This window comes from Ramlibacter tataouinensis (assembly GCF_001580455.1).
Taxonomy (GTDB): Bacteria; Pseudomonadota; Gammaproteobacteria; order Burkholderiales; family Burkholderiaceae_C; genus Ramlibacter; species Ramlibacter tataouinensis_B.
Map to the genome: position 1 here is coordinate 2612195 of NZ_CP010951.1, position 15327 is coordinate 2627521.

Below are 15327 nucleotides of genomic sequence, written 5' to 3' on the forward strand. Positions count from 1 at the left end.
CCCTCGCGCGCTCGCCGCGCATTCCGTCCCCTCAGAGATTTCGAGGCTCTGCGGTCAGCCCCTTCTTTGGCCGCTGCTGAACACATCGAGGAAGAATCATGGCATTCACGATCACTGGTTCCCTGGCGGTTGACGAGACAGCGAGCACGCAGAACGCGGGCTCGAGTGGCGCGGACAAGACTGGCAACGATGTCTCGGGCGGGTTGACCACGCTCCAGACCAAGGCGCTGCCGTTCCATTCGATCCTGGCAGCGGTGGTGCCCGGTGGCACCCCCACGGGCGTGGCGGTCAGCAACGCCGCAAGCGACAGCTCGGACGGCTCTGCGTTGATCACCGGCCTTGCGAACGTGACGAACCTGGCCTTCACGAACTCCACAGGCGGAGCTCTGTCAGGGCAACTGGCCCTGTCTTCGGCCTCGCCGGATGTGCCGCTTTTGACTGCGGACGGCTTCCAGATCTATCTCTACAGCCATGCGGGCAACGACAACGTCGTGTTCGGCCGCAAGGCCAACGCCGATGGCAGTGCGAAGGTGGACGGCGCCGTCGTGTTCGCCGCCTACCTGCAACCGACGGACGCCAACGGCGCCGTGTTGTCTTCCGATGTGGGAGCGACTGGAGCCAAGGTGTGGCTGGTGCAGTACGAGGCGATCCAGCATCCGGTCACCACAAACCCGGACGATTCCCTGACCCTGCAGAACCTTCACGTGTCGGTGAACAGCTCCATCGACTTCAACCTGAACAATGCACCCTCGGGCCAGAACCTGTTCATGATGTTCGGCGACGGCACGCCCAGCCTCACTGAAACCGCCATCGTCGTCACCGGCAAGGATCCCATCACCAGCGGCGACACCGTCAACACCGGCCAAGGCGGCGGACCGACCACCCTGGGCACCAACAGTCAGCAGATCGTCGAGGGCAAGGGCCTGTACTTCACCTTCGTAACGGGCGCCGATCCCAATTTCACGGTGCCCAACCTGACACAGGGTGAGGCGGGTCTGGAGGCCAACATCAGCTTCACCAACCTGTTCAGCGCCACAGCGGCCGAATTCAAGGTGGTGCAGGTGGGCGGCGGCGATGACGCCACCGTGGAGCTGTTCGCCTCGACCACGGTGAACCAGTCGGGGACGCAGTTCCTCGACAACCTACACAACAACACGGCGGTCGGGATCGACCAAGTCACCGTCGTCACGCCGGCCGTGAAGCAGGGCCCGAACACCTTTGCCAGCCAAACATTCGTGTTCAACAAGGTCGGCGGGCCCACCACAGTCACGACCAACACCGGCAATGTGATCACGGTGAGCTTTGGCGCCTCCACGGCGAAGATCCAGGGCGTCGAACAAGACTACGTGATCCAGTACCACACCGTTGGCGTTCACCACCGGGTGCTGATCGACAACCCCGTGACGGCTGACTCAGCCTATGACGCGCCCTTCGACATCGGCGGTTTCCGGCTGATCAGTGCTTCGTCCACCCCCAACCCGTTCTCGGCCCTTTCGTTCCAGGATGACGGGCCCAGCGTGACGGCCACGGCCACCAACGAGGCGGCGGTGGTGCTGACCACGCAGGACGCCCAGACGATCGGCGCGCTCAGCGACAGCGACGTCACCACCGCCAACTTCAGCGGCGTGTTCGGCAGCATCCCCGTCTACGGCGCCGACGGCGCCGGCACCACGACCCTGAGCTATGTGGTCAGCCTGTACGGGGCCAACGGCGGCCTGTCGGGCATGAGCAGCGACGGCGTGGCCATCCGGCTGTACACGGCCGCCGGCGGGGTGGTGGGCTCCACGGCCACCAGCGCCGCGAATGTCAGCGCCGCCAACACGATCTTCTCCATCACCGTGGGCGCTTCCACCGGCATCGTCACCCTGACGCAGTTCGCCGAGATCGACCACGCAGTGGAGCAGACCACCGGCTCGCCCTTCGACGACCAGTTCGCCACCCTGGCCAACAACCTGGTCAAGCTCACCGGCACGGCGCTGACCACCGACGGCGATGGCGACACCGCCACCCACAGCGTGGACGTCGACCTGGGCGGCAACGTGCGCTTTGCCGACGACGGCCCGAGCGTGACGGCCACGGCCACCAACGAGGCGGCGGTGGTGCTCACCACACAGGACGCCCAGACGATCGGCGCGCTCAGCGACAGCGACGTCACCACCGCCAACTTCAGCGGTGTGTTCGGCGCCACCCCCGCCTACGGCGCCGATGGCGCGGGCACCACGACCCTGAGCTATGTGGTGAGCCTGTACGGCGCCAACGGCAGTGCTTCGGGCATGGCCAGCAATGGCGTGGCGATCAACCTGTACACGGCAGCAGGCGGCGTGGTTGGCTCGACCGCGACGACAGCCGCCGGCGTGACCGTTGCCAACACGATCTTCTCCATCACCGTCGGCGCTTCCACCGGCATCGTCACCCTGACGCAGTTCGCCGAGATCGACCACGCAGTGGAGCAGACCACCGGCTCGCCCTTCGACGACCAGTTCGCCACCCTGGCCAACAACCTGGTCAAGCTCACCGGCACGGCGCTGACCACCGACGGCGATGGCGACACCGCCACGCACAGCGTCGACGTCGACCTGGGCGGCAACGTGCGCTTTGCCGATGACGGCCCGAGCGTGACGGCCACGGCCACCAACGAGGCGGCGGTGGTGCTCACCACGCAGGACGCCCAGACGATCGGCGCGCTCAGCGACAGCGACGTCACCACCGCCAACTTCAGCGGCGTGTTCGGCAGCATCCCCGTCTACGGCGCCGATGGTGCCGGCACCACCAGCCTGAGTTATGTGGTCAGCCTGTACGGGGCCAACGGCGATGCATCGGGCATGAGCAGCAATGGCGCAGGCATCAACCTGTACACGACGGCCAATGGCGTGGTCGGCTCGACTGCGCTCACGGCCAACGACGTCAGCGCCGCCAACACGATCTTCTCGATCACCGTAGGCGCTTCCACCGGCATCGTCACCCTGACGCAGTTCGCCGAGATCGACCACGCGGTGGAGCAGACCACCGGCTCGCCCTTCGACGACCAGTTCGCCACCCTGGCCAACAACCTGGTCAAGCTCACCGGCACGGCACTGACCACCGACGGCGACGGCGACACCGCCACGCACAGCGTGGACGTCGACCTGGGCGGCAACGTGCGCTTTGCCGACGACGGCCCGAGCGTGACGGCCACGGCCACCAACGAGGCGGCGGTGGTGCTGACCACGCAGGACGCCCAGACGATCGGCGCGCTCAGCGACAGCGACGTCACCACCGCCAACTTCAGCGGCGTGTTCGGCAGCACCCCCGTCTACGGCGCCGACGGTGCCGGCACCACCAGCCTGAGTTATGTGGTCAGCCTGTATGGCGCCAATGGCGGCCTGTCGGGCATGAGCAGCGACGGCGTGGCCATCCGGCTGTACACGGCCGTTGGCGGGGTGGTGGGCTCCACGGCCACCAGCGCCGCGAATGTCAGCGCCGCCAACACGATCTTCTCCATCACCGTGGGCGCTTCCACCGGCATCGTCACCCTGACGCAGTTCGCCGAGATCGACCACGCGGTGGAGCAGACCACCGGCTCGCCCTTCGACGACCAGTTCGCCACCCTGGCCAACAACCTGGTCAAGCTCACCGGCACGGCGCTGACCACCGACGGCGATGGCGACACCGCCACGCACAGCGTGGACGTCGACCTGGGCGGCAACGTGCGCTTTGCCGACGACGGCCCGAGCGTGACGGCCACGGCCACCAACGAGGCGGCGGTGGTGCTGACCACGCAGGACGCCCAGACGATCGGCGCGCTCAGCGACAGCGCCACCACCACCGCCAACTTCAGCGGCGTGTTCGGCAGCATCCCCGTCTACGGCGCCGATGGTGCCGGCACCACCACCCTGAGCTACGTGGTCAGCCTGTACGGGGCCAGCGGCGGTGCATCGGGCATGAGCAGCAACGGCGTCGGCATCAACCTGTACACGACGGCCAGCGGCGTGGTCGGCTCGACCGCCGCGGACGCGGCCAGCGTCAGCGCCGCCAACACGATCTTCTCGATCACGGTGGGCGCCTCCACCGGCATCGTCACCCTGACGCAGTTCGCCGAGATCGACCACGCGGTGGAGCAGACCACCGGCTCGCCCTTCGACGACCAGTTCGCCACCCTGGCCAACAACCTGGTCAAGCTCACCGGCACGGCGCTGACCACCGACGGCGACGGCGACACCGCCACGCACAGCGTGGAAGTCGACCTGGGCGGCAACGTGCGCTTTGCCGACGACGGCCCGAGCGTGACGGCCACGGCCACCAACGAGGCGGCGGTGGTGCTGACCACGCAGGACGCCCAGACGATCGGCGCGCTCAGCGACAGCGACGTCACCACCGCCAACTTCAGCGGCGTGTTCGGCAGCATCCCCGTCTACGGCGCCGACGGCGCCGGCACCACCACCCTGAGCTACGTGGTCAGCCTGTACGGGGCCAACGGCGGTGCATCGGGCATGAGCAGCAACGGCGTCGGCATCAACCTGTACACGACGGCCAGCGGCGTGGTCGGCTCGACTGCGCTCACGGCCAACGACGTCAGCGCCGCCAACACGATCTTCTCCATCACCGTGGGCGCCTCCACCGGCATCGTCACCCTGACGCAGTTCGCCGAGATCGACCACGCGGTGGAGCAGACCACCGGCTCGCCCTTCGACGACCAGTTCGCCACCCTGGCCAACAACCTGGTCAAGCTCACCGGCACGGCGCTGACCACCGACGGCGACGGCGACACCGCCACGCACAGCGTGGACGTCGACCTGGGCGGCAACGTGCGCTTTGCCGACGACGGGCCGACGGCCACGGGCACCATCGCGGTCCAGTTGGACGACGACGCGCTCTCCGGCGGCAACGCGGGTGGCACCGGCGACGACGCCGATTCGACCAACGTCAGCGGCACGCTGGGCAATACCTTCGGCGCGGACGGTGCCGGCACGGTGGCCTACCTGACCACCGGCAATCCGGCGGGGTTCACCTATGAACTGGCCGGCACCAGCCTGCTGGTCAAGCAGGGCACGACCACGGTGCTGACGCTCACCATGGTGGCCGCCACCGGCGCCTACACGGTGACGCAGAACAACCCGATCGTGCACGCGGCAGGCAGCACCGAGAACAACCAGAGTTTCACAATCAACTACCGCGTCACCGACGGCGATGGCGATACGGCCGACAACTCGTTCACCATCAACGTCGACGACGACACGCCGGTGATCACCGCTACGTCCAATCTGGTGTACGCCAACGCCGGCAACCCGCCCCCCAACGCGGACGCGGGCGGCACCGGCATCTTTGGCTACAACATCGGCGCGGACAAGCACCTCACGCCCTACAGCGCCAGCAGCACCGACTTCTCGTCCATGAGCTTCACGGGAACGGTGGGCGCTGCCGCCATCACCAGCCCGGTGATCACCTGGGCGTCGGAGACCGATGCGCAGGCCGTGTTCAACATCAGCTTCACCTATTTGTCCAATCCGGTCCTGAACACCACGACCAACGCCACCGGCACGCTGACCTTCGACAAGGTCAACGACACCTACACGGTGCGCCTGAGCGACGAGATCCAGAGCTTCAGCATCGTCCGGACCTCCACCGCCCAGGGCTTCACTGGCTACAACATCGACACCACGCCGCCGATCGACCAGACGCCGATCAACCAGCAGCCGCCGGTATCGGTGGCACGCCTGGTGTCGGACTTCCAGGTGCAGTTCTCGGGCGTCCAAAGCGTGGGCGGCAGCTCGCCGGTGGCGATCACCTCGGGCGGAAATCGGGCGTTTGCCGCCGGCGAGGTGCTGACCGCCTCGAACTCCTGGGTCAGCGTTTCCGGCGCGGCCGTCGGTGTGGCGGGCGACACCATGCAGAGCGGAGAAGTGCTGGACGCGGACTTCTTCAAAGCCAACCCGTTCGGCAACACGGCCGCCGAGCCGGATGCCACGGCCAGCGGCATCTACCTGAAGTTCGACGGCATCGGCAACGAGGACCTGGTGGTGATCCTCAAGCTGGTCAATCTGGTGACGGGTGATGAAACGACGCGTGCCATCATCGTCGACAGCGAAGACGTCATCATCAAGACGGCCTCCACCCGCGCCAACAACTTCCATCCGATCGCCAACCCGGCGAGCTACGGCGTCACGCTGGACCAGAACGACGGGCTGGTGATCATCGAGAGGAACGACTTCAACTTCGGCACCGAAAACTACCTGATCCGGGGCGTACAGGTCATGACTTCCACGGAAGGCCTGACCGGCAGCGGCTACAACCTGAATGGCGCCATCGGCGTCAACGGGGTGAGCACCGGCGCCACATTGAACTTTGGCAACGAGGTCAACGAAGGTTCGTCCAGCAACCCGAACGAGGCGGGCGAGGCAGGCACCTGGGACACCGACGTGGTGAAGATCTCCGACATGGGCTTCGTGTCCTCCAGCACGCCGGATGCGACCCTGGTCTTCAACGTGGCGGTGACCGACAACGACGGCGACTCCACGGGCACCCAGACGCTGAATGTTCGCATCGAGGGCGACACGGTGTTCAGCGGTGGCAACGATACCGACACCGACGCACTGCTCGCGGCCGTGACGACCGTGGTCAACGGCTTCAACGCCGGCACCTTCAGCCTGGACTTCACCGCCGCCGGCACGGCCACCAACTACGGCGAATCGCTGGCCGATGCGGGCACGCTGGCGGCCTACATCGCCGCCGCCGACGCTGCGCTCAACGGCACGGTGAAGTACTACTTCGGCGTGATCGGCGGCAACGGCTACCTGGCCGTGGACACCGACGGCATCGGCATCACTGCCATCCTGGAGCTCACGGGAGTGACTGACCTGGCGTTTACCAACATCGTCTGAGCCTGGAGGCGCGGCCTGGCCTCCTGATCGAGGCCAGGCTGGCCCCAGGGGCGGCTTCTTCTCGTTGCGGGTTACGCGCCGAGGCGCTGGGTATGAACCGGCGCCCAGGCTGGCGCGGCAGTCTGTGTCGGGCATTACACCATGCGGTGTATTGCCAATGCCGTGCTGGCCCCTATCGTTCAGCGTGATGCCCAATAACCACGTCCAAGGAGCCGGTAATGATCCCGATGGGTGATTTACAGCCGAGCCTGGCAGGCGCCGAACTCGGCTGCGGCGTGTCGCCGCCTTCATAGAAGCGGAGCCCTCCGGGGGCCTTGTTTCATCCCTGACGCGGGCTTCCCGCTCATTTTCCCCAAGCACATGGCCTTGCGGTCAGGCCCCTCTTTGGCCGCACGCATCACTGTTCGAGGACACGAATCATGGCCATTCTTCTCGGCATCGACGAAACAAGTGGCGCGCAGGACACGACGCAAGGCGGCGCAACCAGCAACGACGTCACGACCAGCCTGCCGGTGCTGTTTTCGAATGCATTGGCATTCGAGACCCTCGCGGGGTCGGTGAACCCGGTGTCAGCCACCGCCTTGAGCGGGGCCACCACGCCAACTTCCACCGGCACCAATATCACCACCTTCAGCGGCGCCGTGACGGACATCAAGTTCACCGATTCCAACGGAGCGCTGCTGGCAGGGCAGGACAGCGGCCTGACGACCACGGCCGGGGTCAAGCTCTATCTGTACACGTCCGCGAACGACAACAACGTCCTGCTGGGCCGCGAAGCGAACGCCGATGGCACGGCGAATTCCAGCGGGGCCGTCGCCTTCGCGTTGTACCTGGACACGGGCACGGGGTCGATCAGCGACGCGGGCGCAACCGGGGCCAAGCTCTGGATGACGCAGTTCGAGGCCATTCACCACAACGACCCGACGCTGGCCAACGATTTCGTGACGCTGGCGCAGGACCTGTTCATATCGGTCAATACGCTGCAGAACTTCTCGTTGTCAGGCGCGCCTTCGGGCAGTAACTTGTTCCTGATGTTCGGCGACGGTTCGCCGAACCTGACCGACACCACCATCGTCGCCACCGGCAAGGCCCCGGCCAATCAGTCCGACGGAGCCAACATCAGCAGCGGCAGCACCGTATCCAGCAGCCAGGGCGGCACCGGCGACACGACGCTCGGCACCAGCAGCCAGATGATCAATCCGGGTGAAGGCATGTACTTCACCTTCGTGAAGGGTGCCAATCCCGATTTCACCATCCCCAACCTGTCGCAGACCGAGGCGAACCTGGAGTCAAACATCCAGTTCACGCAGGTGTTCTCCGCCACCAGCGCTTCATTCCTGATCGCCCAACTGCAGCCGCCCAAGGGCGTCACCCTGACGCTCACCGCGATCGATGACCCGACCGTGTCCTCGGGCACCCAATTCGTCGACACGCTGCTCAATGCGGACACGCAGGATCCGGCGAACTGGGAGAACATCACCACCGTCGTCATCCAGCGCACGGTGATCGTCAAGAAGGTGCCTACTGTCACCACGTTCACCTTCACAGAAGCCAACAACACGCCTCAAGGCGGCATCACCGTCGACTTCAGCGGCAAGACAGCGAAGATCACCGGGGTGGTGGCAGGCGACCGGGTGACCTATACGGCCGCCGGCGAACACAACCGGCTGCTGGTCGACAACACCGGCAACAGCGACGCCAATCTCAATTCGAAGTTCGACATCGGCGGCTTCCGGCTGGAAAGCGGTTCGCTCACCACCGTCAACCTGGGCAACGTCGCCTTCATCGATGACGCGCCCGCGGCGGCCGCCGCGCTGGGCGCCGGCTCGGTGATACACGACGAGACGGCGGGCTTGCAAAGCGCGGCCGGGGCCAACGACACCACCGCCGCGGGCGTGGTGGCGCTGTTCGCCGGCGTGACCAACACCAGCACGCAACTGGCCACGGCCGGCTACGCGCAGGGCAGCGTCTCGGTGATCGATTCGAGTAACAGCAGCTTCGGCGCCGACGGCCAGGCCGCATCGGGTGCCACGGTGTACTCGCTGGCGGTGTCGGCGGCCGGCGTGAACTCGGGCATCACCACGCTCGACGGCACCGCCATCCTGCTGTTCAAGGAAGGCGACCTGGTGGTCGGGCGCATCGGCAGCAGCTCGGGCGCGGCGGCGTTCGCGGTGGCCATCAACGCCAGCACCGGCGTGCTGAGCATTGCGCAGTACAGCGCGGTCAAGCACGCCACGACCACCGACCCGAACGATTCCACCAGCATCACCAATACTGCGCTGCAGGCCGTGGCCACCGTCAAGGACGGCGATGCCGACACGAACTCGGCCTCGGTCAATATCGGCAACCAGGTCCGAATCCTGGACGATGGTCCGACAGCCGCCGCGGCGCTGAGTACCGGCACGGTGACGCATGACGAGACGGCCGGCGTGCAAAGCGCCGCCGGCGCCAACGACACCACGGCAGCAGCCACGGTCGCCCTGTTCAGCGGCGTGACCAACACCAGCACGCAACTGGCCACGGCCGGCTACGCCGCGGGCAGCGCCGCAGTGGTCGACCCGGCCGGCAGCAGCTTCGGCGTCGACGGCCAGGCCGCCTCGGGCGCGACCACCTTCTCGCTGGCGGTGTCCACCGCGGGCGTGAGCTCGGGCCTGACCACGAATGCGGGCACATCCATCCTGCTGTTCAAGGAAGGCGACCTGGTGATCGGGCGCATCGGCAGCAGCTCCGGCGCGGCGGCGTTCGCGGTGGCGATCAACGCTTCCACGGGTGTGTTGAGCATGGCGCAGTACAGCGCCGTGAAGCACGCCAACACCAGTGACCCGAACGACCAGGTATCGGTCGATAACTCGGCCCTGCTGGCCGTGGTGAACGTCAAGGACGGCGACGGCGACACCAACAGTGCCTCGGTCGCGATCGGCAACCAGGTCAGGATCCTCGACGACGGGCCGGCGCTGGCCTTCGGCAACCTGATCGGCACCGGCACGATCACTCCACAGTTGGGCGCATGGAGCATGGCGCCTGGCGTGGACCAGCTCGGAGCCAACGGGTTGGACATTGCCATGACCGGCTTCCAGCTGGTCAAGCCGGACAATACCACCGTCAATGGCGTCACCTTCAGCTTCGAAGAGACCGCGCCATCACCGGATGCCAGCGGCAACTACCACTTCAGCGGCTCGATCACCGCCGACCTGGACAACAATCCGTCTACGCCGGACATCACCGAGCACTTCACAATGACGGCGTTCACCAACGGCACCTACAACATCGACCTGGTGGAAGGCTTCCAGTCCTCGGTCACCTTCTCCACCGCCAGTGGCCAGTTGAAGGCGGGCAGTCCGGATCCGGTCAAGACACTGCTGATTCCCCCGCCGCCGGCCACGACTGTGGAGGTCGTGTTCTTCTCGGTGGCGCCGGGCGCTTCCACCGCCAGCGTGCAAGCGCTGGTCGGCAGCGACGTGGGCGGCGCCTACGACCCGACCGAGGAAATGCTTCAGGGCACGGCCGCGGTGCCGCCCGGCAAGCCGCCGCTGGTCACAGCCGGCGTCATCGACACCCGGGAGGTCGTCGTCAGCACCTCGGGCATCGGCGTGGACAACAACGTGTTCCAGGGCGACGGCGTGGCCGGCATCGGCGGCACCGACGAAAGCTTCGTGGTCAACCCGACGACGCAGGTCACCAGCGTCAAGGTGAACATCGACAACTCGGTGGGCGGCTACAATTTCACGGGGGCGGCGCAGCAGGGTGGGCAGGAGCGCTTGTTCTACAACATCCTCTTCGTCGACGGCACGACCTCAGGCACGGTGCTGGTAACGCAGGACCTGGGGTTGGCCAACAAGGGGCAGCCGACCTCCTTCACGATCAACGGCGGGGGCAAGCTGATCGATGCCATCCAATTCACCATGGCCTTCGGCGACGTCAAGATCCCCTCCATCGAGTTCACGACGGAAACGCAGAACCTCGTCAACGGGATCAGGCTGGCCTTCACGGCAGGGATTGCCGACGGTGACGGCGACTCGGCCAGCAGCAGCTTCGTGGCGAACCTTTCGGCCAACGCGCTGAACTCGACCTTCGACTACATATTGAACGGCGCGGCCAGTGCGCTGGACTGGTTCAACGTCGACCTGACGCTGTCGCAGACCAAGTACCAGGTCAACGGCTTCGATGTGGGGACGAGCCGCGACAAGCTGGTGCTGCTGGGCAATGCGGGAGCGACGTTTGGGATCGACAACACCGGCGCCGATGCGATCGTGACGGTGAACGAGACCGGCGGGCAGACCACGACGATCACCGTCGTCGGCGTGGACCTGCTCAATACGGACGTCGCCCTGGTGTGACAGCGAAACGGCCCGACCCCTCGCGGGGCCGGGCCGTCCTTTCCTGTCGGCGCAGGCCGCTCAGGGCTTGCTGATGACGATCTGCGTCACCGCGTTCTGCGTTGCGTCGTAGGTCATCAGCGAACCGCTGATGCCGGTGCCGGTGAAGGTGGTGCTCGCCCCGGCATTGGACTTGATCGCCGTGCTGCTCAGCGTGCAGTTTCCCGTGCTGCCGGTGACACAGCTCGCACTGCCGCCGGTCGAGAACGTGCCGGCGACGGTGGCATTCGCCACGGCCGCGCCGGTGCTGATGTCGCGCACGCTCACTGCGGCGTTGGCTTTCCAGTTGCCGCCGGAGCGGGTGGCGCTGCCGACCATCGTCTTGAAGGCCACCGTTGCCGTGGGCGGCTGGGTCGCCGGTGCGCCGGTCGCGCCGGGCGAACTGAGCAACAGGTTGGGCGAACCGGTGCCGGCCCCAGTCACGTGATTGACCGTGGCGCCCGAGAGGATGGCGTTCGTCACGGCGGCGGGCGTGGCCGAAGGATTGTTCTGGAGTACCAGCGCGGCGACTCCCACCACGTGCGGGGCCGCCATGGACGTGCCGCTGATGGTGTTGCTGGCCGTCGGGCTGGCATGCCATGCCGAGGTGATGTTGTAGCCGGGCGCGAACAGGTCAACGCAGGTGCCGATGTTGGAGAAGTAGGCGCGATAGTCGCTGTTGGAAGTCGCGCCCACGGTGATGGCACTGGGCTCGCGAGCCGGTGAATACTGGCAGGCGTCCTGGCCGTTGTTGTTGCCGGCGGCGACGACCATCGTGACGCCCTTGGCCACTGCGCCCGCGACGGCGGCATCCACCGTGGCCGAGATGGCGCCGCCGAGCGAGAGGTTCGCGACGGCCGGGCGCAAGTTACTGGCGGCGAGCCAGTCGATGCCCGCGATCACGGCGCTCCAGCTGCCGGAGCCTGAACAGTCGAGCACACGCACCGGCACGAGTTTCACGCCTTTGGCCACGCCCCAGGTCGTCCCGCCCACCGTTCCGGCCACATGCGTGCCGTGACCGTTGCAGTCGTTCGTGCCGTTCCCGTCGGCGATGGCGCCATAGCCGGGCATCACGCGCCCGCTGAACTCGGAATGGTCGGCGCGGATGCCCGTGTCGACGATGAAGGCGTAGACGCCTGCGCCGGTCTGGTTGAAGTGGTATTGCGTGTCCAGCGGGAGGTCGACCTGGTCGAGCCGGTCGAGGCCCCAGGTCGCCTGGTTCTGCGGCGAAGCGAGCTGCTGCAGCGACACGGTCGCGTCCTGCTCGATGTGCTCGATGTTCGGGTTGTGGCGCAGCGCCTGCACCGCGGCATCGGGCAGGGTTGCCGCGAAGCCCTTGAACGCGTGCGAGTACGCATGGTGCAGTTGACCGCCATGCGCAGCCGCCAGGCCCGCCGCTTGGCCGCGGGGATCGGTCACGTTGCTCTTGAAGGTGACGATGTAGCGACCCGCGATCGGGCGGCCCGCGCCATACGGATGGTTGGCGCGCTCGCTGTTCTGGGCATGGGCCAGCGGCGCAAGCAGGACGAGGGCGGTGCCGGCGATCGCCAGCAACCGGCTCGGCAGTTTCGGGTAGTTCATGAAGGAGATCCGCTTGAAGCACGGCTGTGGGTGCCTCAGCCGTCCGCGGATCGTAGGCGCCACTGAAGAGCTCGCGCCTCGGAAAACGTAAGTGGATCAGCTAGTTTTCAACGAAATGCTGAGCCAGGGCGCGGGTCGAATGCCCCAGTGACTCGTCAGTGAACGCCTGAGAGCGCTGCGAGCGGCTGCAGGCTTACAGGGCGTTGCAATTCGATCGCTTGCCCCGGGACGCTATCTCATCGGCGCAGGCACCCGCGCGCGCATTCCAGCGCCTGTGCCAGGTAGCTGCCGCCGAACAGCAGTGCGTGATTGAGCAGGTGATAGAGCTGATACAGGGGGCGCCGCCGCGCGTAGCCCGGGTGCAGGCCGGCGGTCTGCTGGTAGGCGCGCCAGAAGCTCGCGGGCGGGCTTCCGAACAACTCCATCATCGCGAGTTCGGCTTCCCGGTCCGAGTACGACACGCAGGGATCGAAGATCACCGGCGTGCCGTCGGCCAGCATGCCCCAGTTGCCGGACCAGAGGTCGCCATGGACCAGGCTGGGCCGTGGCTGGTAGCCGTCATCGAACAACGCCGGCATCGTTTCCATCACGTGTTCGACGGCCGGCGCGAGTTGCGCCGGGCAGCCCCGCGCCGTCAGCCGCGCCAGCATCGGCCGAATGCGCGATTCGCGCCAGAAGTCGAGCCAATCGTGACTCGGCGTATTCACCTGCGGCGTCGCCCCGATGAAGTTGTCGCTGGTCCAGCCGTAGCCGGGCAGGCAGGGGTGCAGATGAAGCGCAGCCAGTGCATGGCCGAAGCGCTCGCCGAACGCCGCGTCGGGTGTCGCCAGGTCCAGCCATTCGAGCGACAGCTGCCCGCGGCCTTCCTCCAGTTCGAGCACCTGCGGCACCCGGATCGTGTGGGTGGCCGCCAGGGCCTGCAGGCCCTCCGCTTCCGCCTTCAATACGGCGGGCTGGCCGCGTTTGCGGAAGACCTGGGCCATGCCTCGCCTTTCGGCCGGCCTGCGCTCAGGCCGATTCCAGCGTGTGGCCCTGGCCCCGGCCGCGTCCCAACAGCTCCACGTACTGGGGCAAGGCGGCCTGCATCGCCGCCTTCAGCGTGTGCGGCGGGTTGATGACGAACATGCCGCTGGCGGTGAGTCCCGGCCCGCGCTGGGGCAGGCCCGCGGGCGCCGCTGCCGGCGGGCCGATCGCCAGGGTCGCATTGAGCCAGGGCTTGCCCGCCTTGTTGGCCAGCGTCTTCAGCCGCCGCGGCAGATCGTGTGCCTCGGCGCGCGGGACGATCGGATACCACACCACGTAGACACCGGTGGCGAAGCGCTTCAGGCCATCCTGGATGCAGGCGGCGACCTTGGCGTAGTCGCTCTTGATCTCGTAGCTGGGGTCGATCAGCACCAGCGCGCGGCGCGAGGGCGGCGGCAGGAAGGCCTTCAGGCCTTCGAATCCGTCCTCGCGGGCCACCGAGACCTGCCGGCCGGCCTCCAGCTGCGCGATGTTGCCGGCCAGCGCCTTGCTGTCCGTCGGATGCATTTCGAACAACTTGAGCTTGTCGCGGGCCTCCGGGCGCAGCAGGCGCTGCGTGATGAAGGGCGAGCCGGGGTAGATCTTGAGCTGGCCCGGTGTGTTGAAGCCGGCGATCACCTCCAGGTAGTCGCGGATCGCCGGGGCGGCAGCGTCCAGGTCCTCGAGGCTGGACGCCAGCTTGATCACGCCGTCGGCGGCCTCGCCGGAGGTGCCGGCATAGTCCCCGTCCAGCCGGTACAGGCCGGCGCCGGCGTGAGTGTCCACTACCGTCAGGGCCGTGTCCTTCTGGATCAAGTGGCGCAGGATCGCGATCAGCATGGTGTGCTTGATCACGTCGGGGTGGGCGCCGGCGTGGAAGGCGTGGCGGTAGCTGAACATCCGGGGATGGTAATCGGCCTGTGGACCTAAGTCCTTGATTTTTCGTATAATCTCGGGCTCTGCAGCGCCTTAATTGGGCTCCGCGGCAGATACCCGAGGCGTTCTTCCTCGGGGAGCACCCACCTAAGAGATCCCCATCAGAGGGACACCGACCGTGGAAAAGAGCCCGCAAACCAACTCGAGAAAGTTCTTCATGAAGACGTTCAGCGCAAAACCCGCTGACGTGAAGCACGAGTGGTTTGTGATTGACGCCACCGACAAGGTGCTCGGGCGAGTTGCCAGCGAAGCAGCAGCCCGTTTGCGCGGCAAACACAAGGCCATTTACACGCCTCACGTCGATACCGGCGACTACATCGTCGTCATCAACGCATCCAAGCTTCGCGTCACCGGCGCGAAGGAACTGGACAAGATGTATTACCGCCACTCGGGTTTCCCGGGCGGCATCTACGCCACCAACTTCCGCGACATGCAAGCCAAGCATCCCGGCCGCGCGCTGGAGAAGGCCGTCAAGGGCATGCTGCCCAAGGGCCCGCTCGGTTACGCCATGATCAAGAAGCTCAAGGTGTACGGCGGCGCCGAGCATCCGCACACCGCCCAGCAACCCAAGCCGCTGGAAATCTAAGGAGCCCGGA

At 66.5% G+C, this 15327-nt stretch carries 6 protein-coding genes; 3 read left to right on the forward strand and 3 right to left on the reverse strand.

The genetic code is table 11. The annotated features are described in order from the left end of the window. The first annotated feature begins 98 nt into the window (after window positions 1–98). Both UC35_RS12590 and UC35_RS12595 read left to right on the forward strand, forming a co-directional pair. Entirely contained in the window at window positions 99–6857 is a 6759-nt protein-coding gene (locus UC35_RS12590; RefSeq protein ID WP_061500125.1) for a beta strand repeat-containing protein, read from the forward strand. Between the two features lie 419 nt (window positions 6858–7276). Continuing rightward, on the forward strand, window positions 7277–11194 hold the full coding sequence (locus UC35_RS12595; RefSeq protein ID WP_061500128.1) for a DUF5801 repeats-in-toxin domain-containing protein: 3918 nt from the start codon (window positions 7277–7279) through the stop codon (window positions 11192–11194). A gap of 60 nt (window positions 11195–11254) precedes the next feature. Here UC35_RS12595 and UC35_RS12600 read toward each other — a convergent pair whose 3' ends face one another. From UC35_RS12600 to UC35_RS12610, 3 genes are all read right to left on the reverse strand, one after another. Beyond that, a complete protein-coding gene (locus tag UC35_RS12600) occupies window positions 11255–12793 on the reverse strand; it encodes a S8 family peptidase (RefSeq protein WP_061500130.1) in 1539 nt (512 codons plus the stop codon). Window positions 12794–13029: 236 nt separating this feature from the next. Continuing rightward, entirely contained in the window at window positions 13030–13776 is a 747-nt protein-coding gene (locus UC35_RS12605; protein ID WP_061500133.1) for a fructosamine kinase family protein, read from the reverse strand. 25 nt (window positions 13777–13801) lie between these two features. Beyond that, complete coding sequence (locus UC35_RS12610; protein ID WP_061500136.1) at window positions 13802–14695, reverse strand: 23S rRNA (adenine(2030)-N(6))-methyltransferase RlmJ; 894 nt, start codon at window positions 14693–14695, stop codon at window positions 13802–13804. Between the two features lie 193 nt (window positions 14696–14888). Between UC35_RS12610 and rplM the strand changes: the two genes are divergently transcribed. Continuing rightward, window positions 14889–15317, forward strand: a complete 429-nt coding sequence (gene rplM / locus UC35_RS12615) for a 50S ribosomal protein L13 (protein WP_061500139.1) — start codon at window positions 14889–14891, stop codon at window positions 15315–15317. Window positions 15318–15327 lie beyond the last annotated feature (10 nt).